The sequence below is a fragment of the Microbacterium sp. GXF7504 genome (genome assembly GCF_054798235.1).
Genome location: NZ_JBSJZI010000001.1, coordinates 376078 through 398701 on the forward strand (window position 1 = coordinate 376078; position 22624 = coordinate 398701).

Here is a 22624-nt window from a genome sequence, read left to right on the forward strand (position 1 = left end):
TCTGAAGGGAACCCCCGTGGTCATCGACATCGACGCCGCGCTGCGGCACGCGCCGACCGGCGTCTTCATCCGGAACGAGTTCCGCGACGCATCCGACGGCGGCCGGTTCGGTGTCACCGACCCGGCGACGGGCGAGATCCTCACCGAGATGGCCGACGCGACCGTCGACGACGCGATGGACGCACTCGACGCGGCGACGAGTGCGCAGGCCGACTGGGCCGCGACCGCGCCCCGCCGCCGCGCCGACATCCTGCGCAGGGCATACGAACTGCTCATCGAGCGCCGGGAGCCGTTGGCCCTGCTCATGACGCTCGAGATGGGCAAGCCGCTCGCGGAGTCGGAGGCCGAGATCACCTACGGCGCCGACTTCCTGCGGTGGTTCGCCGAGGAGGCCGTGCGTGTGAGCGGGCAGACCTCGACCTCACCCTCGGGCGAGAGCCGCATCCTCACGCTCCGGCAGCCGGTGGGGCCGTGCCTGCTGGTCACGCCGTGGAACTTCCCGCTCGCCATGGGCACCCGCAAGCTCGGGCCCGCACTCGCAGCGGGCTGCACCGTCGTCATCAAACCCGCGACGCCCACCCCGCTCACGATGAACGCGCTCGCCGCGATCCTCGTCGAAGCCGGCGTGCCCGCCGGCGTGGTCTCGGTCATCCCGACCACGGCGTCCGTCGAGACGGTCGCCGCGCTTATGGCCGACGGACGCCTGCGGAAGATCTCGTTCACTGGGTCGACGCACGTCGGGCGGCAGCTGATCCGCCAGTCCGCCGACCAGGTGCTGCGTCTGTCGATGGAACTGGGCGGCAACGCCCCGTTCATCGTGTGCCCGGATGCCGACCTCGACCGGGCCGCCGATGAGGCGATGAAGGCGAAACTCCGGAACAACGGTGAGGCCTGCACTGCAGCGAACGTGTTCTACGTGCACGCCGATGTGGTCGACGACTTCACCGCGGCGCTGGCCGAGCGCTTCCGCGCGCTCGTGGTCGGTCCGGGCTCCGACCCGGCATCGACCGTGGGGCCACTCATCGACGAGCACGCCGTCGACCGCATCCGCGGACTCGTCGCCGATGCGACCGACCGCGGCGCATCCGTGGTGGCATCCGTCCCGGTGCCCGCTGACGGTCTCGGCGCGTACTTCTCACCGACGCTGCTGCGTGATGTCCCCGCCGACGCGCGGATCGTGCGGGAGGAGATCTTCGGCCCCGTCGCGCCCGTCGTCACTTGGCATGACCGAGCCGAACTGATCGACCAGGTGAACGCGTCCGAGTACGGATTGGCGTCGTACCTCTTCACCCGGGATCTGCACGGCGCCGCCGCCCTCGTCGAGGCGCTGCACGTGGGAATGGTCGGGGTGAACCGGGGCGTGCTGTCTGACGTCGCAGCCCCCTTCGGGGGCATCAAGCACAGCGGGTACGGGCGCGAGGGCGGCGCCGTCGGCATCGACGAGTACCTGGAGACGAAATACGTGGCGCTCGACGCAGGCTGGTGATCACCCCCGCTCGGGTGCACGCGGGTAACAGGTCAGTCCTCGGCGACCCGGATGAGCACCTTGCCGACCGTCGCGGCCTCGACCGCCGCGTGGGCGCCCGCGGTGTCGGCGAGCGGGAACCACGTGAGCGGCAACCCCGCATCCTCCCCCACCGGCAGCGCGCCGTCTTCGAGCGCGGCCGTGATGTCGTCGGCGCCCGCCGTCCACGCGGCCTCGCCGACGGTGTACATGAGCAGCCCCTGCCAGCGCATGTTCTTCACGAACGAGAACACCGGCACACGCAGCTCGTCGCCGCCGTCGTTCGCGTAGTAGGCCACCGACGCGTGGTTCGCGGCGACCTCCACGTCGAGCGCGGCGTTCTGCGCCGGTGAGACCTCGACGATCTGATCGACCCCGTCGGGCGCGAGTTCGCGGATGCGGTCGGCGACGCCGAATTCGCGATAGTTCACCGTGTGGTGGGCACCGGCGGCGGTCGCCAGCGCGGCCTTCGCATCGGAGCTGACCGTCGCGATGACGGTCGCGCCCGCCCAGACGGCGAGCTGGATGGCCGCGTGCCCCACCGCACCCGCGCCGCCTTGCACCAGCACGGTCCGGCCGGCGAGGGCACCGGGGGCGAGCCGCGACGGCCCCTGGTCATGGACGGTGAGCGCCCGGTGCGCGGTGAGCGCCGGGACGCCGAGGCTCGCGCCGACCTCGAAGGTGGCCGCATCCGGAAGCCGCACGGCCCGCGACGCCGGCACCACCGTGTACTCCTGCGCGGTGCCGGTCGGGCGGGCGTGCTGCGCAAGGTAGAGCCACACCCGGTCGCCGACAGCGAGGGAGTCGACGCCGTCGCCGATCGCATCCACCACCCCGGCGCCGTCCTGGTTCGGCACGACCTCCGGGAACTGCATGGGGCTGCTCGATCCGGCCCGCGACTTCCAGTCCGTCGGGTTCACGCCCGACACGACGACGCGCACGCGCACTTCGCCCGGGCCGGGCTCCGGCACGGGTCGCTCGACGAGGGACAGCACGGACGGATCACCGGTGGTCGTGTAGATGACTGCTCGCATGGAGGGTCCAACGGGATGTGCGGTGAGGCATTCCCTCATGAGTTCTCAGCTTCGTCGCTCTGTACGAGGTTCAATGTCGGAGGTGGGTGCGAAGATTACTACATGCATTCGATGGAGATGTTCCCCAGCAGCGACGGCGATCTTGCCGAGCTGGCGGAGATCGTCGCCGTCGCCGAGCGCGTGCGGGCCGACGAAGCGGCCGTGCAGGTGCGCAGGGTACGGATGCTGGCACGAGCCGCCGACCTCGCCGCCAAGCAGGCCGCGCGCTCGTCGGCGAAGGTGCGGGAGCGGGAGATGGCGCTGCGGTCCATCGCGGCGGAACTCGCCGGGGTGCTGCAGCTGAGCGACCGGTCCGTGCAACGCCAGATCGACGACGCCCGCGAGTTGGTCGACGACTACCCCGCCACGCTCGAGGCATGGGAGGCGGGGCGGATCACGCGGGCGCACGTTCGGGTGATCACCGACCTCGGGATGATGCTGCCCCAGGACATCCGGCACGAGTACGAGCTCGCCGCACTGGAACTGTGCGATGGGAAGACCCCGAACCGGGTGAAGGAAGACCTCGCGATCCTCGCCGAACGGATGCATCCCCGCACCCTGGGCGAACGCCACCGCGACGCGAAGGAACAGCGGATGGTGTGCGTGCGGACGCTGCGCGACGGGATGAGCGAACTGGTTGCGGTGCTGCCAACGCTGCTGGCGGCGGGGATCTACGACAGGCTCACCCAGCAAGGCCATGCGATCGCCGAACACCGCGAGCAGGCGGCCGCGGAACTGCGGCGGCGGGAGAAGGCGGAGGCTGCGGCTGCGGCTGCCGGGTTGCTCGATGGGGCGGCGGGTGTCGCCGGCGCGGGCGGGGCCGCCGGCGTCGGCGCGTCCAGCGCTGATGGGCTGTTCGACAGCCCGAGCGCCGACCCCGCCGCCGGGTCAGGCAGTGACGCGGGCACGAGCGCCGCGAGCACCGGCCCGCTGGCCCGGGTCGACACGAACCACCTGGCCATCGCCGCATCCGACCCCCGCACGATGGACCAGCTCCGCGCAGACCTGTTCGCCGACATGCTGCTCACCACCACCCCCGACGCCGACCCCACCCGCGACGACGACGGGCCCGGCATCCTCGGCGCGTTCCGCGCCAAGATCCAGGTCGTCGTCTCCGCACTCACCCTCCTCGGCACCGACGACGGCCCCGCCAGCCTCATCGGCCGCGCCCCCATCGACCCCGACACCGCCCGAACCCTCACCGAAACCACCAACAGCCCGCTCGAACGGCTCCTCACCGACCCGGTCACCGGCATCGTCCACCACGTCGACACCTACCAACGACCACCCCGCATGGACCGCTACCTCCGAGGCAGAGACCAACGCTGCCGAGGATTCGGCTGCACCATGCCCGCCATCACCAGCGAAGTCGACCACACCCACGACTGGGCACTCGGCGGGAAAACCGAAACCGGCAACCTCGCACACCTGTGCCAACGCCACCACTCCATGAAACAGTTCACCCCCTGGAAAGTCCGACAACTCGGCGACGGCATCCTCGAATGGACCTCCCCCACCGGCCGCACCTACATCGACGAACCACCCATCCCCGCCGTCCACTTCACCCCCGACGCCTACGGCATCGAAGACACGGCACCGTTCTGACCGCGCGGGACGAGTGCGCCCCGCGCCGACAACGGCGCCCGGCACCGCGCACCGACCACCGCGCACCTGGCACCGCGCACCGACCACCGCGCACCTGGCACCACGCACCGGGCACCGCGCACCGGGCACCGCGCACCGCGCACCGGGCACCGAGCACCGGGCACCGCGGCACCCAGCACGGGGCACCGCGCACCGCGCACCGCGCACCGCGCACCGCGCACCCAGCACCAGCACCAGCACCAGCACCAGCACCAGCACCGGCACGAGGCACCAGGCACCGGGCACGGCACCTGGCACCGCCCCAGCGCACCCATACACAACCGTGGTGGAATTGCGGGCATGGCCCGCGCAGCATCCCGCCCCTCCGGCGGCACCCGCGCGTCCACCGGCCGGCGCCCGTCCCGCCCGACGACCCCCAGGCGCACCACCACCCGCCGGAAGCCCGGCCGCACCCCCGCTCAGCGCCGCCGCGCCGCCGAACGCGCCCGCCGCTGGCGCATCGCGCTCATCACCACCGGCTGCACCCTCGCCGTCGCGGCCATCGCCGGCGTGACGATCCTCGTCGGATCCGCGATCCGCGCCTTCAACGACCTCGGCGACGGACTCGGCAACCTCGGCACCGCCCTCAGCGAACCCGCCACCCCCATCGACCCGCTCGCCTGGTACGGCGACGAACAGATCGGCAACGCCGCCACCATCGTCACCGCCGCCTGCGACCTGGGCCTCGGCGTCCGCGACCAGACGATCGGCGTCATGACCGCGATGGGCGAATCCTCGCTCCGCAACATCGACTACGGCGACTGGGAGACGAACGGCGTCACCAACCCCGACGGTTCCCGCACCACCTCGATCGGCCTCTTCCAGCAGCAGGACGGCTGGGGCAGCCGCGAACAGCGCCTCGACCCCTACACCTCGGCGACGCTCTTCTACCGCGCGATGCTCCGCAAGGTCCCCGACCCCGACCGGCAAACGCTCGAGCCCACGGTCGTCGCCCACCGCACCCAGATCAACCGCGACCCCAACCACTACGCGAAGTACTGGGACGGCGCCGGCCGCATCGTGCAAGAACTCCGCGCCCGCGGCATCGGATGCGGAGAATGATCCGGCGAATCGCGTCATAAACCGCGCACTCGCGCGTCTCTTCTCACGACGGCACCGCCGCCGTGAACCCGAAGGAGACCGCATGCCCTCACCGACCACGCTCCGTGTGCCGCATCCGTTCCGGATGATCGTCGTCACCCCGGCCGAGATCCGCGCCCTGTCGCGCACGCCGCTCACCGGCGCCGCGCCCGACCCCGACGTCGACTGGGACACCGTCGCCCGGGCACTCGAGCGCGTCGGCGACACCCTCTCCTACCCGCCGAACTTCCGCCGCGGCCACGACATGACCGTCCCGCTCGACGCACCGCTCACCGGCCGCGAACGCACCCTCGCCGAACTCTGGTTCACGCCGGGCGTCGCCCCCACGCTCCACGCCGTCACCGGCACGATCACCGGCGACATCCACTGGCTCGGCGGGGTCCTCCGCACGGCGCGCACCCGCATCCCGCTGCGCCTCGCCCTCTTCGACGAGATCGCGCGCGCCGGCACCCTCACCCCCGAGGTTCGCACCGAGGTGCGCAATCAGGCCCGGGCCACCCTCGCCCGGTTCACCCGCGGGATGCTGCGGCAATCCCCGCTCGCGACCGCATCGCTGCACCGCCTCGCCGAGGACGCACCCGGCGACATCCCGGAGCGCCCTACCCGCGGTCGTCGACGCGTCGGAATCGGGGCCCTCGGTAGCCGTTTCGCTCGACCTGCGCTGTGAACATCGCGAGCGGCCGCACCCAGCATCCGCCGTCGCCGTACAGCTGCCGATAGAACACGTGGGGCTCCTCGGTCTCACTGTGCCGGCCGACGCCGATCACCTCGTACCGGGCACCCTTGAAGTGCTCGTAGACGCCGGGGGTCACCTCGCTCATGCCACCAGCGTACGGATGCGGTCAGCCCCGCGCCGCGCGCACCCGCAGCGCCACGGCCACCGCGAGCGCCCACGCCACCGCGAGCCACAGCACGACCTCGCCCCACGCCCGTTGCGCCCACGCGCCGAGCACGGCACCGAGCAGGATCGCCGCCCACAGCAGCAGGTACCGCGTCCAGGCGGTCGGGCTGCCGCCGCGGAACGCGTGCACGACGCCCTGCCCGATCTTCACCAGCGCACCGGTCATGTAGGTGATGCCGAACGACACCTCGCCGCCGCCCGAGAACGCCGTGTTCACCGCACCCATCGCGAACGCGAGACAGGCGGCGGCGGCCAGCTCGATCCGGAACGCCGCGAGCACCGCGCCCGCCGCGAGCGCGACCGTCACGAGCAGGAGCACGAGGAACTCCGACCGCCGCCGACCCGGCTTCGCGATGACCGTGCCCGCCATGGCACCGAGCACGAACGCGACGATGAGCGACAGGCCGAGCCCGGCCGCCGCGAGGTCATCGGCCGCGACCCCGACACCGACCCGGGTCGTGTTGCCGCTCATGAACGACACGAAGTAGCCGCCGAGGTAGACGAAGCCGAACCCGTCGACGAAGCCCGCGAGCATCGCGAGCGCCGCCACGAGCACCACCGCCGGCCGGCTCAACGACTGCACCACGACGTCTCCTCCTCACGGCGTGGGCGGCCCCACACCCCGTTTCACGCTAGCGCCGCGCGAACGATGCACGAGACGTGCCGGGCTCAGCGGTCGAGCGGACGCCCGGCCGTACCCTGACGCGGCACGCGCGGCCGCGGGGCCTGCGCCGTACGGATCCACTCCTCGACCCGGTACGACGGCACCCGGAACAGCCGGGCGATCGCGGGCGCCGGGTACCCCAGCTCGAGCACGGCCGCGACCGCGAGCTCCTGCGGCGTCTCGAACTCGCGCCCCTCGAACGGGCCGCTCCGCAGCTCCTGCATCGAACGCGGGATGCGGCGGGGCCTCGGGATCGCCCCGGTCGCCGGCCGCGCGCCCGGGAACTGCTGCGCAGGCGCCTGCGGATGCTGCTGTGCGGGCGCGTACTGCGGCTGCTGGGCCGGCGCGTACTGCGGCTGCGGGGCCGGATATGCCTGCACCTGCGCCGGCGGGTGCGTCTGCACCTGCACGGCCGGGTACGCTTGCGCCGCCGCCGGGTATGGCTGCACCTGCGCGGCCGGGTGCACCTGCACCTGCGCGACCGGCGGATGCGGGTACTGCGGTGCGACGGGTTCGACCGACGTCAGCGGCACAGTCGACGGCACACCGGACGGCACAGCGGGCGGCACGGCCGACGGCACAGCCGGCAACGTCTGCCGGGCGACGGGGCCGGTCGTGGCGGAGCTCGGCAGGACGCGGATCTGCACCGCATCCGGATCTGCCCACTCTCCCTCGGCAGCGACGGGCACGCCCGAACCCGGCTGGCTCATCGACGCATCACGGGCGGCGCGTTCGGCCTTCGCGGCCGCGGCCTCGGCGGCGGGCGCCGGCTCCTGTTCCTGCGACTCTTCGGTCGGCGGCTCCCACAGCTCGGGCATCTCGAGCGGCACATACCCGGGAGGAACCTCATCCGCTGCCGGTGCCGGCGCGGGCTCGAACACCTGCTCGGACGCCGGCTCGACCGCCTGCTCGAACACCGGCGCAGGTGCCGGCTCGGACGCTTCCTCGAACACCGGCGCGGCAACGAACACCGGCGCCGGTTCGGACACGGGTTCGAACACCGGCGTCGCGGCGGCCTGTGCCACAGCGAGTCCCGGCTCGACCACCGGCACCGTGTCCGTCGCCGGCTCCCACAACTCCGGGATCGGCAACGGCACGTATCCCGGCGGCGGCTCCACGGCCTGCCGCGCCGCGAACGCGGTCGGCGATCCGCCGTTCGGCGAAGGCTTCTCCGGCTCCGTCATCTCAGCGACTCCCCCTTCGTCGCCCACCTCGACCGCATCGTCGACGGTGTGGTCTTCCGCTGCCGCCTCGGCCGCCGCAGCGGACATGGCATCCCCCGCCGCGTCCTCGAGGACAGGCTCGTGCGCGTCGCCGGTGGTCGCCGCATCCCCCTGCGCAGGCCCGGCCGGCGCCCGATCGGCGGGCGAGACTGCCGCGATCGCGAGCTCGGCGTACCCCCGGTCGAAGTCCACGACGGCCTGCTGCCGGAACCGCTTCAGTTCACGCCGGCGGCGACGCCGACGAGCGACCGGCGGCAGGAACGCGACGCCGATCGCGGCGGCCGCGACGAGCAGCAAGCCGGCCCCGCAGCCGATGACGAGGACCAGGTTGTCCTGCAGCCATGCCGCGTCCATCCGGTTCCCCCGTCATCCCGCGCCCCCAGCGGTTTCGTCACATCGTAGCGCGGACGAAAACCCCGCTCACCGTGAAAACCCGATGCGTCATACCGAGCGCGGCAGTCGCAGCCGCACGGTCGTCACGCCCGACGGGTCGGAGGCGAGCGTCAGCTCCCCGCCGATGCGGGTCGCGAGCGCCTCCGCGATCGTGAGCCCCACGCCGCTGCCGGGCGCAGCATCCGCCACCGCCCGGGCGCCGCGGTAGAACCGGTCGAACACGTGCCGTTGCTCGTCCGGGGCGAGCGGATCGCCGAGGTTCGCGATCTCCACCACGACGCCATCGCTCTCGCCGCGCACCGCTACCGACACCACCGTCGCCGGATACGCGAACTTCACCGCGTTGTCGAGGAGGTTCTCGAGCACCTGCTGCACCTCGAGCACACCCGTCGTCACCCGCTGGGGCCCCGTCGCCGCCACCTGCACGGCGACCTTCGAGGTCCGCATGTTCGGCGCCGCATCCTCCACCGCCTCCTGCACGAGCGACACCAGGTCGACCTCGCGCCAGTTCGGCTCCGGCAGGGTGTCGGCCGACCGCGTCGTCGCGATCACGTCGCTCACGAGCGTCGCGAGCCGCTCCGCGTTCCGCACGATCACCTCCGCCCGCCGCTTCGACTTCTCTGGCAGCGGGTCCATCGACAGCAGGTCCGCATGCCCGAGGATGTTCGTCACCGGCGCCCGCAGCTCGTGGTTCACCGCACCCACGAACACCTCCTTCTGCCGGTCGAGCTCCTCCAGCTGCCGCTTGCTCGCGCGCTCCATGTGCAGCGTCCGCTCCCAGGCCTCCGCCTCGGCGAGCTGCTGCGTCACGTCCAGCACCTCCGCCACCGCGAGGTTGCCGATCCGCGGATTGTGCACCCGACGCGACCGCACCGCGATCGTGCGCCCCGACTCCGACCGCAGCGTCGCCTGGTGGTCCTTGGAGTCGGCGAGCGCCGCGGCCACCACCCGCTCCACCTCGCTGCCCGCCCGCAGGTACAACAGACTCCCCTCGTGCGCCAGGTGCTCCCGCAGCGCGGCGCGCGCCTGCGGGCTCGAATCGAGCACCTCCAAGCGCCCCGGCAGCAGCACCGACTCCCCCAGGCACAGGAACCCGGCATGGTTGTCGATGATGCCGCCGCGGAGCAGGTCCTCCCGCACGCTCACCTGCAGGTCGCTCGCCGCCTGCTCGTTGCGCAGCGCACTGCTGACGAGACAGGTCACGGCGATCGCCACCCAGAACGCCTGGATGTACGGCGTCCACATTACGATCGAGACCCCGTCGAACGCCGTACTCCATTGCAGCGCCACGGCCGTCCCGAACGAGACCGCCCCCACCTCCGTCATGACGATGCCGGTGCGGAACCGCAGCACCAGCCACATGAGCGTCGGGAAGATGAGGAACGTCAGCGAGAACCGGTCGTCCGGCAGGAACATGACCGCCACGACGAGGAACGTCACCGCCACCTGCGCCGCAAGCTCCACCCGGCGGACGGTCGTGTAGAAGCGCCGCGACAGGTACGGGAACGGCAGCAGCATCACCCCGGCACTCAGGTGCGACGCGAACGCGCGCAGCGCGGCTGCGGCGGCCTCCGCCGGGAGCGCACCGACCGAGAGCGCGATCCCGCTCACCCCGAGGGCGAGGAAGACCGCACCGGCGGCCACGGCGAGGATGATGCGCAGCGCCGCCCGCAGCCCGAAGGTGTCGGACGGCCGGGGCTGCGGCAGCAGCGCCCCGACGATCCCCACCTCGATCGCCACGAGCACACTCGTCGAGATGGCGACCAGCGGATCCTGCGCCTGCGAGAAGTTCAGCACGGTGGCCCCCACCGCGATCGCCATCGTCAGCACGAGCCGCTCGGGGATGCCGCGCGCCGCGAAGAAGGCCAGCGCCCACACCGCCGTCGACGGCCACCAGGGCGCGGTGAGCTCGTCGATCGGGCGCAGCACGATGAGGCTGTACGCGACGAGCAGACCCAGCAGGAACAGGGCGGCGAGCGCGAGCCTGCGTCCCCGCGACCCCGCGGCGAGCAGGCGATCGACGATGCTCCTGCCTCGCATCGGATCCCCCTGCCGGCCGTCACCACTGACGTGTGGTGCAGCGAATCTAGCCGATCCGACGGTCAGGGATCGATCACGTCGGCCAACACCACCATGAGCGGCTCGCTCTCGACGCCGTCCTCGGAGACCGCGGTGAACGACACCGTCTTCGACACGTTGGCCCACGCGACCGTCGCGACGAAGGCGACCAGGCCGTCCTCATCCGCGACCGCCGTGGCATCGGTCGCGCCGTCCAGCCGCGCGACGACCGTCTGGCCGGGGTCCACCTGCAGTCGCATGGTGACCGCGACCGTCGTGCCCTCGTCCTCCCATGACGACTCCACCAGGGTGGGCGCCGCGGGTGCCACCGGCGTCGGCACAGGGGTCGGGGTCGGGGTCGGGGTCGACGAGGACGTCGGCGACGGGGTCGGCGTCGGCGTCGGCGTCGGCGATGGAGACCGGAACGCCGTGGGCTCGGGCTCGGGCTCGGACGAGGCGTCCGGCACCGGCACGCTCGTGGGCGCCGCCGTCGACGGCCGCTGCGGCAGGGGGGCCGCTGAGGACCGCGGGGCCGGCGCCGCCGACTCCACCGGCGCGGGCACGTCCTCCGGCTGCGGATCCGACGCCGGCGCCTGCGCGGCGTCCTCCGCCGGCGCCGGTTCCTCGGCGGCCGGCGCCGCCGCCTCGATCGCGACGTACGGTTCATCCGCGGCGGAGTCCCACGGCGCCGCCACCAGGAGCGCCGCCGCCCCGACGAGCGCGAGCACCGCGACCCCGACACCGACGCCCATCAGCATCCCGGACCCCGCCGCGGCACCCGCCGCCGCACCGGATGCGGCGCCCGCCCCGCCCGTCGCGCCACCCGACGAAGCCGAGCCCGCCGCGCCCGCGCCACCGTCGCCGACACCGCCCACACCGCCGGCGCCCATCGCCACCACGGCCCCGCCGGCGGCCTTCGACATGCCCGACAGGTACGCGGCCGCGGCGACACCGCCGCCGAGCACGAGCGGCAGCAGCACCATCGCGAGCCGCTGCGTCTGCACGTCGGCTTCGGCGAGCACCCGCGGGCAGTCGTTCTCGCACGTCTCCAGGTGCGCCTCGATGCGCGCCGTGTCGCGCCGGGACGTCCGCCCGCGCGCGTACGCGGCGAGGCGCGCGGTCGTCCATACGCAGTCCGGGTCGTCGCCGACCACGTGCAGGTGCGCCTGCACCCACGCGTCGCGCAGGCCCTCCCGGGCGCGGAGCGACAGCTGCGCCACCGCGCCCGGCTTCATGCCGAGCAGCGGCGCGACCTCGGCGGGCTTCAGCCCCTCGACCTCGGTGTACCAGAGCACCTCCTGCCAGCGGGCGGGGAGTCCCTTGAAGGCGGCGTCGACCAGCATCCTGTCGTCCAGATGGTCGGGCTGGTCCTCCGGCGGTGCCGGCATCCACTCGAGCTCGTCGGTGCTGAGCTCGCGGCGGGCGCGCCCCCAGCTGGTCGCGATGTTGCGCACCGCGGTGAGCAGATACGGACGGAACCCGTTCCGCGGGCCGCCGCCCTGCCGGATCGCGGCGAGCACCGCGAGGTACGCCTCCGCGACGAGGTCGTCGGGGTCGAACGTCGACGTGATCGACCGCGCCGCGGCGAGCCCCGCCTGGCGATGCCGGCGCCACAACTCCGCATAGGCGCCGTCGTCCCCACCCCGGACGTCCTCGACGAGCTCCATGTCGGATCGATCGCTCAGCATCCGCATGTGATCACCCCCTCGGCCGCGAGACCGTGTGCAGATTCTTCCCCGGATCGCCCGCATCCGCCAGACGGCACGAAACACGCCGAAGCGGGGATGCCGGCACCACCCGGCATCCCCGCTCCCCGCTGCGCTCGTTCAGCGGCCGTCACCACGCACCCTTCGGAACCTCGACGCCACGAGGAGCGCGAGCCCCAGCGGTCCGGCGATGACGAGCGCGAGGACCGCGAGGTTGGGCCCGTCGCCACCGGTGGCGGCGAGGTCGCCCGATCCCGACGTGGGGGCGGCGGGGGTCGGGGCGGAGATGGGCGTGACGGGGGTCTGGGGCTCGGTGACCGCGGGGGTCACCGGCGGGTCCGGTTCGACCGGCGTCGCGGTCGCCGTGTTGGTGAGCACCACCGCGACGGTCTCACCGGCGGCGGGCACGACCTGCGCACGACCGTCGCCGAGGTCGGTGACACCGGCGCCGCTGTAGGCGGGGACGCCCCAGTCGACACCGTCGATCGCCGGGAGGTCGATCTCCTCGATCGTGTACGCGGTGCCGCCGGCGGCGCGGACGGAGAACTCGGCGGGCGCGCCCGGGGCGAGCGCCATCGTGTGCCGGGCCGGGTCCGCGCCGATCGTGTAGACGACGGTGAACACAGTGTCATCGGGCACGAGCGCGCCCTCGTCGACGAGCGCCTTCTCGATCGAGAACCTGCCGAGCATCGCACCGGAGCCGTCGCCGCCGCCGGTGGCGACCCACGTCTTCTCCGCGTGCAGCGCCGTGCCCGCGACCGTCGCGACGTTCTCGAAGACGTCGTCCGCGTACACCGCCTCGACCGGGGACGTGAAGTAGTACACCCAGTACGCGCGGTCGGCCGTGAAGGGCCCCGGCAGCGTGAGCTCGAACCCCGTGCCGTCGGCGTTCCAGCCGCCGGTCCAGCCCGAGACCGGGAGCCAGTCGTTGCTGCCCTCGACCCGGGAGTACACGCCGATCCAGCCGTCCGTGTTCCGGTGCGCCTGGGTGTCGGCATCCGCCGGGGCGAGTGTGTCGCTCACCGTCGCCGTGCCCTGGCCGACGAGGGCGGAACCCGGGAACACGATGCCCCAGCCCAGCGAGCCCTCCGCCGTCTGCCAGCCGTACTTGTACGACGAGGTCGGCAGCGGGTCCACCCCGCCCGTGCCCGGCTCCTCGATACCCGGGCTCGGCAGGTCCACGGCCACCAGCTCGCCGTCGATCTCGAACAGCACCGACGATTCGGTGGTCGCCGCCCCCGCGGTCACCTGGAACCACAGCGATCCGCCGACCCCGGTGCGGCCGTCGACGTAGTTGGTGAGGGTGCAGGTGAGCACCGCGGGGGTCCCTGCGACCGCGCAGGTGGCGACCGTCTGCGAGGGGTCGTCCGCCGCCGGCAGCGAGAACGTCTGCGTGTACCGGTCGAACTCGGCCGGCAGCGTCATCCCGAACGTCTGCCCCGCGACCGCATCGTCGGGCACCGACCAGCTCGCATCGATGCGGAGCCGGTCGCCCACGTTCACGACGGCGCCGCCGGAGACGACGACGGATGCGGGATCGACCGCCCCCGGATGGTCGTACGCCGCCGCATGGGCGGGCAGGGCGAACCCGAGGACGGAGGCCGCGGCCGCGATCAGTGCGATCGCCACCGCCGCGACACTGCGGAGGATGGAGCGGTCAGACATTGTGGTCAATCCCTCGTTCGGAAACCTGTCGGTTACAGACAGGACGAACGACCACGCGTTCCATCACGCGATTCGCGGAACTTTTTTCCGGCCGGTTCCGCTCCGGGCCGATGCGCGCTGCTGCTAGGGCAGGCGGAGGGTGCCCGTCGCCGGGTGCTCGTGCGGCATCCGGTCGCGGTTGTAGGTGATGTCGGAGTAGCCGTGGGGCTTGGGCGCCCCGTGCTCGTCGACGCTCACGAACACGATCCGCTCGATCGTGAGGATGCGCTTGCGGGTGATCATGTTCCGCACCACCGCGCGCATGGTCAGCGACGTGCGGCCGAAGTGGGTCGCGGTGATGCCGAGTTCGATGAGGTCGCCCTGCAGCGCCGACGCCTCGAAGTTGATCTCGGAGATGAGCTTGGTCACCACCCGGTAGTTGCCGAGCTGGATGATCGCGTAGATCGCGGCTTCCTCGTCGATCCAGCGCAGCAGGCTCCCGCCGAACAGGGTGCCGTTCGCGTTGAGGTCCTCCGGCTTCACCCACTTGCGGGTGTGGAAGTTGATGCCGTCCTCGGACCAGGGCTGGGTCGCTGCGCTCACCGTCCGAGCGTATCGAGCGGGCCTGAGCCGGTCGCCCCGGCATTCCCAGCTGGATGTGACGCCCGCGCGTGTTCCCGGAAACGGTGATGAAACCGCATCCCCGTACCGTCTGTGCATGACCCGAACCAGGAGCCGCCGCCGGCGCTCCCGCATCCCCCGGCCGCAGCCGCATTGGTCGGTCTACGTCGGCGCGCTGCTGCTCGCGAGCGGCGTGCTGACGCTCGCGGTGCTCGCCGTGATCACGCACTGACCCACGCGCGCGCACCCCTGCGTCAACCCCCTCGTCCCGGGCGTCGCCGTGGCGTGTACTGCCGGGATGAGCACACCCACGCACGACGACGAGCACAACATCCAGGGCACCCCCGGCGGCGACGAGGAGGCCGACACCGCGTCGGGCGGCTCGCCGGACTCCGGCACGGGCGACGCTGCGTCCGACGGTTCGGCCGGCTCCGCCGCCGGCACCGAGACCACCGACGACGAGGGCCGGCCCCTCGACAACCCGTCGGGAGGCTGACCGTGAGCATCCCCGGCGCACCCGACGACCCGCGCCCCGACGGGCCGCCCCTCGACGATCCGCACGCCCCGGTCGACCCCGACACCCCGGTCCCCCCGACCGAGGACCCGCCCGACTGACCCGCACGCACAACGACCGCGAGACTGCATCTGACCGCCGAGACAGCGGGGTTACCCCGCAGTTTCGGCGACCGGATGCAGTCTCGCGGTCCGCTGCGTCAGCGACTCAGGACTTCACGGCACCGCCGAGCGCGCCCGCGGCGATGTACTTCTGCGCGACGACCAGCAGCACGATAGCCGGCAGCGACGAGATCACGGCGGTCGCGAGCACGGGCGCCCAGCTCTGCACGTTGCCCTCGAGGTAGTCGTAGATGCCGAGGGTGATCGGCTTCACGACGTCGGACGACGTCAACGTCAGCGCGAAGATGAAGTCGCTCCACGCGAACAGGAAGCTGAACAGCGCCGCCGTGATGAGCGAGTTGCGGCTCACCGGCAGCACGATCGACCAGAACGCCCGGAAATGCCCGGCGCCGTCGACCCGCGCCGCCTCGACGAGCGAGGGCGGCAGCGAGATCATGAACGCCTGCATGATGAGGATCGCGAACGGGATCGCGTGCGTCGCATCCGCGAGGATGAGCCCCGGGATCGAGTTCAGCAGCCCCAGCTCGTTGAACATCGTGTAGAGCGAGTTCGCGATCACGATGCCGGGAATCATCTGCGCGATGAGCAGCGCGAACTGGAACACGCCCTTGCCCGGCAGCCGGAACTGCGCCAGCGCGTACGCGGCGGGTGCCGCGATCGCGAGCGTCAGCACGACCGTGCCGAGCGAGACCAGGATGCTGGTCAGCAGGTTGCCGGTCTGCTGGCTGAGCGCCTTCTCGTACCCGGAGAAGTCCGGGTTGAACGGGAAGATGTCGCTGCTGGCCGCCATGCCGCCGCCCTGCAGCGACACGTTCACCATCCAGTACACCGGGAACAGCATGAAGGCGAGGATGACGACGCCGAGCACCGTCATCGGCACCGTGCGGCGCGGGGAAGTCGAGTTCATTGCGATGCCTTACTCGTCGACCTGCTTGCGGTTCACGCGCAGGTAGATCACGGCGAACACGAGCGAGAAGAGGATGAGGATGTTGCTGACCGCCGCACCCGCGCCGAAGTCGAACTCGCGGAACGACCGGAAGTAGGAGTCGGTGGCGAGCGTCTGCGTGGAGTTCGCCGGGCCGCCGCCGGTGAGGCCGAGGATGATGTCGAGCACCTTCAGCGTGTAGATGACGCCGAGCACGAGCGTCACGGTGACGACCGGTCGCAGGCTCGGCCAGGTGATGTGCCAGAACGCCTTCCACCCGGTCGCACCGTCGAGGGCGCCCGCCTCGTACAGCTCGTCGGGGATGTTCTGCAGCCCGCCGTACAGCAGCGCGACGTTGAACGGGATGCCGAGCCACACGTTCACGAGCACGACGGCGATGAGCGCGACGTCGGGGCTCGTGAGCCACGGCACCGGGCCGATCCCGACCAGGCCCAGCGCCTGGTTCAGCACGCCGCCGTCCTGGTCGAGGATCCACTTCCACACGGACGTGGAGGCGATCACCGGGAGCAGCCACGGCAGCAGGAGCAGCGAGCGCAGCACGCCGCTCAGCGGGAACCGCTTGCGGAAGAACAGCGCGAACAGCAGACCGATCACGAACTGGCCGACGATCGACCCGAGCGTGAACAGCAGCGTGTTCCCGACGGTGATGCCGAAGAAGGTGCTCTGCACCACCTCCACGTAGTTGGCCAGGCCGACCCACGGGGCCTCGCCCGTGAAGAACGTCTTGGTCGTGTACTCCTGGAAGCTCATCACCAGGTTCTTCACGACGGGGTAGCCGAAGAAGACCACCACGTAGACGATCGCCGGCGCGAGGAACAACCACTGCGCGAACGTTTCCCGGCGCACGCCCCTGCGGGGGCGCGGCCGCGAGGCGCGCACGGGGGTCCCCGTGCGCGCCTCGAGCACTGTCGACATCACCGAATACCTGTTTCCTGTCGGGGGATCAGCCGGCCGCCTGCTCGAAAGCCTCGGCCGGGGTGGCGCGACCGGTCAGCGCGAGCTGCTCGGCCGTGTAGATCTGGGTCGCGGCCTCGGGCCACTCCTCACCCAGGATCGCGGTGCGGGCGCGGGCGTCGGCGACGATGCCCACGAACGGCGCGAGGAGGGCGTTGTCGGCGGCGATGGTCTCACCGGCGCTCGCGCCGGCGGGCACCGCACCGCGGCCGTTGGCCATGGTGATCTGGTGCTCGTCCTCGGTGAGGCACTTCACGAACTCGCCGGCGGCCTGCATCTTGGCCTCGTCACCGGTCTGCGGCACCGTGAAGGTCTCGCCGCCGAGCGGGGCGACCGAGGTGTCGCCGGCCGCGGGGACGGGGATCTGCACGACGTCGAAGTTCAGGCCCTCGGCGGCGGTGAGCTTGGGCAGGTTCCACGGGCCGTTGACCATCATCGCGGCGTTGCCGGCGATGAACTGGTCGTTCACGTCGTTCTGGCTCCAGCCGACGACGCTCGAGGAGACCGAGCCGTCCTGCACCATGTCGTTGAGGAACGCGAGCGCCTCGGCGACCTCGGGCGAGGTCAGGTCGTCCTCGTTGCCGCCGTTGCTCCACATGAACGGCAGGAACTGCCAGGTGCCCTCGAAGCTGTTCGCGGCGCTGAGCGCGAGGCCGTAGCGGCCGTCGGTGGTGAGGGCGGCGGCCGCGGCGCGCAGCTCGTCCCAGGTCTCCGGCACCTCGACGCCGGCCTCGGCCAGCGCGTCGACGTTGTAGATGAGGCCGAGCGAGTTCACGACCGGGGCGATGCCGTAGAGGTCGCCCTCGTAGCTGCCGGCGTCGATGATGCCCTGCGGGAAGCCCTCACCGGTGATGCCGTAGTCGGACAGCGGGCTGAGCGCGCCGGAGGCGGCGATCTGCTGCACGTCGGGGTTGTCGAGCATGAGCACGTCGGGGAGCGTGCGGGAGGACGCCTGCTGCAGCACCTTCGCGATGAGCGCGGAGCCGGCGACGTGGGTGGCCTCGACGGTGACGCCGACCTCGGCGGCGCAGGCGTCGTAGACCTCCTGGTACACGGGGGCGCTGGTCTCGGAGAGCGTGTCGGTCAGGGTGAGCGTGATGTCGCCGTCCTCGGACGAGGACGATGCCCCGCCGGCCGAGCAGCCGGTGAGCAGGGCGAGCGAAAGGGAGGCGAGTGCTCCGGTGGTGATCAGGGTGCTGCGTTTCGCCGCGTTGCGGTTCACCTTGGGCTCCTTTGCGTGGGGTATCGGGAATCCGCCCGACCGTCGATCGGGTCCAGGCATTCTGACCACGTCCGACCGAGTTAGTCAAGCGGTTTACCGATCATAGGTGAAGCGGTTTACTTTTTCGAGTCCGCCCGCCTACACTGGGGTCGCTCCCCTGGGGACGGGGCATCCGGCACACCATCGGATCCCGCCTGTCTCCAGCCCTTTTCCCGACTCTGCTCCCAGGAGGTGACGATGGCGACGATGCGCGAAGTGGCTCAACGGGCCGGCGTCTCCGTGGCGACCGTCTCGTTCATCGTGAACGGCACCAAACCGGTCTCCCCCGCCACCCGCGAACGCGTCGAGGCCGCCATGGCCGAACTCGGGTTCCGGCGGAACGTGCTCGCCCGGGCGCTCGCCAGCCAGCGCACCCGCATCATCGCGATCGCGTTCCCCCGCGAGCAGCACCGACTGGGGTCCACCGCGCTCGACATCATCACCTCGGCGGCCGCCGCAGCCGCCGACCACGGCCACAGCGTCGTGCTCTGGCCGGTCGGCTACGAGGACGGCCGGCTCGAGGAGTACGCCCGCGGCGGCCTCGTCGACGGCGTGCTGCTCATGGAGGTCCGCCAGGACGACCCGCGCATCGCCGTGCTCGAGCGACTCGAGGTGCCCTTCGCCCTCATCGGCCGCTCCCGCGAGGACGAGACGCTGCCGTTCGTCGACCTCGACTTCGCCGGGGCGGCGGTCGACGGCATCCATCACCTGCGCGAACTCGGCCACGACGCGATCGCGCTCGTCGTCGGCGAGGAGAGCGACGAGGGGTACGGCGGGTACGGCCCGATCCTGCGCACGACCGACGCGTACACGACCCGGATGCGGCAGCTCGGGCTCGAGCCGGTCGTCATCGAGTCCGCGCACACCCCCGCCGGCGGGATCGCCGCCGCATCCCGGCTCAAGGCCGAGCACCCCGAGGTCACCGCGACCCTGGTGCTGAACGAAGCCGCGCTCGTCGGGTTCCTCAGCGGCGTGGTCCGCGTCGGCTACGCCGTCCCCGGCGACCTGTCGATCATGGGGCTCGCGACCTCCGCCGACAACGTCGCGATCGCCGACCCGGTGCTCTCCACCGTCGTGGCGCCCGGCGCCGAGGTGGGCGTGCTCGCCGTCACGCAGATGATCGAACGGCTCGACCGCATCGCGGCGGGCGACCCCGACCTTCCCCCCGTGCGCACCCTCGTGCGCTGCATCCCCCAACTCGCCGGGTCGACCTCCGGCGTCCGAGCACGCGCTCACCGTACGAAAGGCACTGCATGAAATTCACCGACGGGTTCTGGCACCCGCGCCCCGGCGCCGCGCTCCACTACGCGCGGGAGATCGACCGGGTCGAACAGCGAGGCGCGAAGCTCGTGGCGGTCGCCCCGACCAAGCACGTGACCAAGCGCGGCGACACGCTGAACCAGCCCCTGCTGACGGTGAGCGTCTCGGCCCCGATGCCCGACGTGCTGCGCGTGAACGTGCTGCACCACGCCGGCCGCCCCACCCCGGTGCGCTTCGACGTCACCGGCGACGCCGACCCCGCGGCGGTCACCGCCGACGGCGAGCGCGGCGAGATCACGAGCGGCCGCCTGCACGCGAGCCTGACCAGCGGCCCCGAGTGGGATCTCACCTTCGACGTCGCGGGCGAGGCGATCACCCGGCACGGCCTGAAGTCGCTCGCGTGGGCCGACGTCGCCCCCGACGCGAAGGTCGAGTCGGGCCCGATCGAGCTCAGCCGCACCGAGCGCACGAGCTACATGTTCGCGCAGCTCGACCTGGGCGTCGGCGAGACCGTGTACGGCCTCGGCGAGCGCTTCGGGCCGGTCGTGAAGAACGGCCAGACCGTCGACATCTGGAACTACGACGGCGGCACCTCCAGCGAGCAGGCCTACAAGAACGTCCCGTTCTACCTCACCAACCGCGGGTACGGCGTCTTCGTGAACGACCCCGGGCACGTCTCGTTCGAGGTCGGCAGCGAGGCCGTCGAGCGCGTGCAGTTCTCGGTCAAGGGCGAGTCGCTCGAGTACTTCCTGATCTACGGCCCGACGCCGAAGGAGATCCTCGAGAAGTACACCGCGCTCACCGGCCGCCCCACCGCCCTGCCGGCGTGGACGTACGGCCTGTGGCTGTCGACCTCGTTCACCACCGACTACGACGAGGAGACCGTCAACCGGTTCGTCGACGGCATGATCGAGCGCGACCTGCCGCTGTCGGTCTTCCACTTCGACTGCTTCTGGATGCGCGGCTTCAACTGGTGCGACTTCGAGTGGGACCCGCGCACGTTCCCCGACCCCGAGGGGATGCTGGCCCGCCTGCACGAGAAGGGCCTCAAGGTCTGCGTCTGGATCAACCCGTACATCGCGCAGGAATCGCCCCTGTTCGCGGAGGGCATGGCGCAGGGCTTCCTCGTGAAGCGCCGCGACGGCAGCGTCTGGCAGTGGGACCGCTGGCAGGCCGGCATGGGCCTCGTCGACTTCACCAACCCGGATGCGGCCGCCTGGTTCAAGGACCACCTGCGCCGCGTCGTGCGCCAGGGCGTCGACGCGTTCAAGACCGACTTCGGCGAGCGCATCCCGGTCGACGTGGCCTACGCCGACGGCTCGGACGGCGAGCGCATGCACAACCTCTACACGCACCTGTACAACCAGGCCGTGCACGAGGTGCTGCTCGAGGAGCTCGGCGAGGGCCAGGCGACGCTGTTCGCACGGTCGGCCACCGCGGGCGGGCAGAAGTTCCCGCTCCACTGGGGCGGCGACTCCACCTCATCCTTCGCCTCCATGGCCGAGAGCCTGCGGGGCGGCCTGTCGCTCGCCTTCAGCGGCTTCGGCTACTGGAGCCACGACATCGGCGGGTTCGAGGGCACGCCCGACCCGGCCGTGTTCAAGCGGTGGATCGCGTTCGGGCTGCTCTCCAGCCACAGCCGCCTCCACGCGAGCGAGTCGTACCGGGTGCCGTGGGTGTTCGACACTGACGAGGCCGACCCGCAGTCGGCCGTGAACGTGCTGCGCCGCTTCACCCGGCTGAAGGCGTCGATCATGCCGTACCTGTTCGACACCGCGACCGAGACCGTCGAGCGGGGGACGCCGATGATGCGCCCGATGCTGCTGGAGTTCCCGGACGACCCGGCGGTGGAGCACCTCGAGCGGCAGTACATGCTCGGCGGCGACCTGCTCGTCGCTCCCGTGTTCAACGCGGCGGGCGACGTGGACTACTACCTCCCCGAGGGCACCTGGTACTCGGTGCTGACGGGCGAGGCGGTCGAAGGCGGTCGCTGGGTGCGCGAGCGCCACGACTACACCTCGGTGCCGCTCCTGCTGCGTCCCGGCGGCGTCGTGCTGCTCGGCGACGAGGACGCCCGCCCGGAGGACGCCCGCGGCACCGGCCTGCTCGTGCACCCGGACTTCACCGGGGAACGCGTCGTGGCCTGCGCCGACGAGACGTTCACGGTGCGCCGCGAGGGCGCCGAGCTCGTCGCCACCGGCCCCGCGCGCGACTGGACGCTGCAGGTCGCCGGCGGCGCAGTGGTCGCCGCCGCCGACGGCACCGCCCGCATCCGCCTCGCCTGACCCACACGCACAGAACCGCGAGACTGCCGGAGGCAATCTCGCGGTTCTGTGTGTTCAGGACTCGTCGGTGTCGCCGACGGTGCCCTCGGTGTCGGTGCTCGTGGCGTCGTCGTCGCCGACGTCGCCCTCGGCCTGACTGGGCTTGTCCGGGATCGAATCGCTCATGGTCTCGTCCTCACTTGTCCACGTCGCCGCGCCACGCGCCGGACTCGGCACCGCGCGACTCGATGAAGCGCTTGAAGTTCTCCAGGTCCTTCGACACGGCGTGGTCGTCGACGCCGACCACGGCGCCGAGCTTCTCCAGCGCGCCGGTGGGCTCCCAGTCGATCTGCACCGTCACGCGCGTCGACGTGTCGGTCAGCTTGTGGAAGGTCACGACGCCGGCGTGGTTCTCCTCGCCGCCGACGCTGTTCCACGCCACCCGCTCGTCCGGATGCTGCTCCGTGATCTCTGCGTCGAACTCGCGCTGCTGCCCGCCGATGTTCACCACCCAGTGGGTGAGGGTGTCGCCGACCTGGGTGATCGACTCCACGAAGTCGAGGAAGTGCGGGAAGGACTCGAACTGGGTCCACTGGTTGTACGCCGTGGACACCGGCACATCGACATCCACGGTCTTGATCACCTGCGCCATAGGGGTGCCTCCTTCTCGAAGTCGTCGGGGCTGCGGTCGCGCCCCGCATCCCAGTGAACGCGCGCGCCCCCGCCGCTCCCCGCCCCTTGCGGGCCCGCCCGGGATGCCCTAACCTCCCC

General features: G+C 71.7%; 20 protein-coding genes. 8 read left to right on the forward strand and 12 right to left on the reverse strand.

From position 1 onward, the window contains the following. The first annotated feature begins 16 nt into the window (after nt 1-16). Complete coding sequence (locus ACWAUO_RS01815) at nt 17-1486, forward strand: NAD-dependent succinate-semialdehyde dehydrogenase (protein WP_460772560.1); 1470 nt, start codon at nt 17-19, stop codon at nt 1484-1486. Nucleotides 1487-1518: 32 nt separating this feature from the next. On the opposite strand, the gene ACWAUO_RS01820 is transcribed toward ACWAUO_RS01815, so the two are convergent. Further along, nucleotides 1519-2538 (reverse strand): NADPH:quinone reductase, encoded by a 1020-nt coding sequence (locus tag ACWAUO_RS01820; RefSeq protein WP_460772561.1) that lies wholly within the window; start codon nt 2536-2538, stop codon nt 1519-1521. Nucleotides 2539-2640: 102 nt separating this feature from the next. Here ACWAUO_RS01820 and ACWAUO_RS01825 point away from each other — a divergent pair, with 102 nt between their 5' ends. From ACWAUO_RS01825 to ACWAUO_RS01835, 3 genes are all read left to right on the forward strand, one after another. Beyond that, on the forward strand, nt 2641-4182 hold the full coding sequence (locus tag ACWAUO_RS01825) for an HNH endonuclease (RefSeq protein WP_460772563.1): 1542 nt from the start codon (nt 2641-2643) through the stop codon (nt 4180-4182). Nucleotides 4183-4521: 339 nt separating this feature from the next. After that, nucleotides 4522-5283 carry a peptidase M23 gene (locus ACWAUO_RS01830; RefSeq protein ID WP_460772564.1) on the forward strand — a complete coding sequence of 254 codons (762 nt, stop codon included), beginning with the start codon at nt 4522-4524 and terminating at the stop codon, nt 5281-5283. Nucleotides 5284-5365: 82 nt separating this feature from the next. Continuing rightward, nucleotides 5366-5989 (forward strand): hypothetical protein, encoded by a 624-nt coding sequence (locus ACWAUO_RS01835; RefSeq protein ID WP_460772565.1) that lies wholly within the window; start codon nt 5366-5368, stop codon nt 5987-5989. On the opposite strand, the gene ACWAUO_RS01840 is transcribed toward ACWAUO_RS01835, so the two are convergent. The 7 genes from ACWAUO_RS01840 to ACWAUO_RS01870 form a co-directional block, all read right to left on the reverse strand. Next, entirely contained in the window at nt 5922-6143 is a 222-nt protein-coding gene (locus ACWAUO_RS01840) for a DUF1653 domain-containing protein (RefSeq protein ID WP_460772567.1), read from the reverse strand. The two genes, ACWAUO_RS01835 and ACWAUO_RS01840, sit on opposite strands and share 68 nt — an antisense overlap. A 21-nt stretch (nt 6144-6164) precedes the next feature. Beyond that, nucleotides 6165-6809 carry a YoaK family protein gene (locus ACWAUO_RS01845; RefSeq protein WP_460772568.1) on the reverse strand — a complete coding sequence of 215 codons (645 nt, stop codon included), beginning with the start codon at nt 6807-6809 and terminating at the stop codon, nt 6165-6167. Nucleotides 6810-6892: 83 nt separating this feature from the next. Further along, nucleotides 6893-8464, reverse strand: coding sequence for a hypothetical protein (locus ACWAUO_RS01850; protein WP_460772570.1), 1572 nt, complete (start codon nt 8462-8464; stop codon nt 6893-6895). Nucleotides 8465-8551: 87 nt separating this feature from the next. Beyond that, entirely contained in the window at nt 8552-10543 is a 1992-nt protein-coding gene (locus ACWAUO_RS01855; RefSeq protein WP_460772571.1) for a sensor histidine kinase, read from the reverse strand. 62 nt (nt 10544-10605) lie between these two features. Further along, on the reverse strand, nt 10606-12255 hold the full coding sequence (locus ACWAUO_RS01860) for a sigma-70 family RNA polymerase sigma factor (protein ID WP_460772573.1): 1650 nt from the start codon (nt 12253-12255) through the stop codon (nt 10606-10608). 132 nt (nt 12256-12387) lie between these two features. Further along, complete coding sequence (locus ACWAUO_RS01865; protein WP_460772574.1) at nt 12388-13932, reverse strand: Ig-like domain-containing protein; 1545 nt, start codon at nt 13930-13932, stop codon at nt 12388-12390. Nucleotides 13933-14055: 123 nt separating this feature from the next. Then, on the reverse strand, nt 14056-14514 hold the full coding sequence (locus ACWAUO_RS01870; RefSeq protein WP_460772576.1) for an acyl-CoA thioesterase: 459 nt from the start codon (nt 14512-14514) through the stop codon (nt 14056-14058). 115 nt (nt 14515-14629) lie between these two features. Between ACWAUO_RS01870 and ACWAUO_RS01875 the strand changes: the two genes are divergently transcribed. Then, on the forward strand, nt 14630-14764 hold the full coding sequence (locus ACWAUO_RS01875) for a hypothetical protein (RefSeq protein WP_460772578.1): 135 nt from the start codon (nt 14630-14632) through the stop codon (nt 14762-14764). A gap of 66 nt (nt 14765-14830) precedes the next feature. After that, complete coding sequence (locus tag ACWAUO_RS01880) at nt 14831-15028, forward strand: hypothetical protein (protein WP_460772579.1); 198 nt, start codon at nt 14831-14833, stop codon at nt 15026-15028. A gap of 225 nt (nt 15029-15253) precedes the next feature. Here the strand turns inward: ACWAUO_RS01880 and ACWAUO_RS01885 are convergent, their stop codons facing one another. Genes ACWAUO_RS01885 through ACWAUO_RS01895 form a run of 3 tightly spaced genes read right to left on the reverse strand, consistent with a single transcriptional unit; the run spans nt 15254 to nt 18290 of the window. After that, complete coding sequence (locus ACWAUO_RS01885) at nt 15254-16075, reverse strand: carbohydrate ABC transporter permease (protein ID WP_460772581.1); 822 nt, start codon at nt 16073-16075, stop codon at nt 15254-15256. Nucleotides 16076-16084: 9 nt separating this feature from the next. Beyond that, the gene (locus ACWAUO_RS01890; RefSeq protein ID WP_460772583.1) at nt 16085-17029 is read right to left on the reverse strand and encodes a carbohydrate ABC transporter permease; all 945 of its coding nucleotides are present in this window, start codon (nt 17027-17029) and stop codon (nt 16085-16087) included. 28 nt (nt 17030-17057) lie between these two features. Further along, nucleotides 17058-18290, reverse strand: a complete 1233-nt coding sequence (locus ACWAUO_RS01895) for a sugar ABC transporter substrate-binding protein (RefSeq protein ID WP_460772585.1) — start codon at nt 18288-18290, stop codon at nt 17058-17060. Nucleotides 18291-18527: 237 nt separating this feature from the next. On the opposite strand from ACWAUO_RS01895, the gene ACWAUO_RS01900 reads away from it, so the two are divergent. After that, a complete protein-coding gene (locus tag ACWAUO_RS01900; protein ID WP_460772587.1) occupies nt 18528-19586 on the forward strand; it encodes a LacI family DNA-binding transcriptional regulator in 1059 nt (352 codons plus the stop codon). After that, nucleotides 19583-21874, forward strand: coding sequence for an alpha-xylosidase (gene yicI, locus ACWAUO_RS01905; RefSeq protein WP_460772589.1), 2292 nt, complete (start codon nt 19583-19585; stop codon nt 21872-21874). Before ACWAUO_RS01900 ends, yicI begins: the two co-directional genes overlap by 4 nt. A 175-nt stretch (nt 21875-22049) precedes the next feature. On the opposite strand, the gene ACWAUO_RS01910 is transcribed toward yicI, so the two are convergent. Continuing rightward, a complete protein-coding gene (locus ACWAUO_RS01910; RefSeq protein WP_460772591.1) occupies nt 22050-22505 on the reverse strand; it encodes an SRPBCC family protein in 456 nt (151 codons plus the stop codon). Nucleotides 22506-22624: the final 119 nt, after the last annotated feature.

Bases quoted from the DNA above. Each gene is read 5' to 3' on its own strand.
- ACWAUO_RS01910 (WP_460772591.1), bottom strand. From the start codon at position 22,505: ATGGCGCAGGTGATCAAGACCGTGGATGTCGATGTGCCGGTGTCCACG.
- ACWAUO_RS01825 (WP_460772563.1), top strand. From the start codon at position 2,641: ATGCATTCGATGGAGATGTTCCCCAGCAGCGACGGCGATCTTGCCGAG.
- ACWAUO_RS01865 (WP_460772574.1), bottom strand. From the start codon at position 13,932: ATGTCTGACCGCTCCATCCTCCGCAGTGTCGCGGCGGTGGCGATCGCA.
- ACWAUO_RS01840 (WP_460772567.1), bottom strand. From the start codon at position 6,143: ATGAGCGAGGTGACCCCCGGCGTCTACGAGCACTTCAAGGGTGCCCGG.
- ACWAUO_RS01830 (WP_460772564.1), top strand. From the start codon at position 4,522: ATGGCCCGCGCAGCATCCCGCCCCTCCGGCGGCACCCGCGCGTCCACC.
- ACWAUO_RS01850 (WP_460772570.1), bottom strand. From the start codon at position 8,464: ATGGACGCGGCATGGCTGCAGGACAACCTGGTCCTCGTCATCGGCTGC.
- ACWAUO_RS01880 (WP_460772579.1), top strand. From the start codon at position 14,831: ATGAGCACACCCACGCACGACGACGAGCACAACATCCAGGGCACCCCC.
- ACWAUO_RS01860 (WP_460772573.1), bottom strand. From the start codon at position 12,255: ATGCGGATGCTGAGCGATCGATCCGACATGGAGCTCGTCGAGGACGTC.
- ACWAUO_RS01890 (WP_460772583.1), bottom strand. From the start codon at position 17,029: ATGTCGACAGTGCTCGAGGCGCGCACGGGGACCCCCGTGCGCGCCTCG.
- ACWAUO_RS01900 (WP_460772587.1), top strand. From the start codon at position 18,528: ATGGCGACGATGCGCGAAGTGGCTCAACGGGCCGGCGTCTCCGTGGCG.
- ACWAUO_RS01885 (WP_460772581.1), bottom strand. From the start codon at position 16,075: ATGAACTCGACTTCCCCGCGCCGCACGGTGCCGATGACGGTGCTCGGC.
- ACWAUO_RS01855 (WP_460772571.1), bottom strand. From the start codon at position 10,543: ATGCGAGGCAGGAGCATCGTCGATCGCCTGCTCGCCGCGGGGTCGCGG.
- ACWAUO_RS01820 (WP_460772561.1), bottom strand. From the start codon at position 2,538: ATGCGAGCAGTCATCTACACGACCACCGGTGATCCGTCCGTGCTGTCC.
- ACWAUO_RS01875 (WP_460772578.1), top strand. From the start codon at position 14,630: ATGACCCGAACCAGGAGCCGCCGCCGGCGCTCCCGCATCCCCCGGCCG.
- yicI (WP_460772589.1), top strand. From the start codon at position 19,583: ATGAAATTCACCGACGGGTTCTGGCACCCGCGCCCCGGCGCCGCGCTC.
- ACWAUO_RS01835 (WP_460772565.1), top strand. From the start codon at position 5,366: ATGCCCTCACCGACCACGCTCCGTGTGCCGCATCCGTTCCGGATGATC.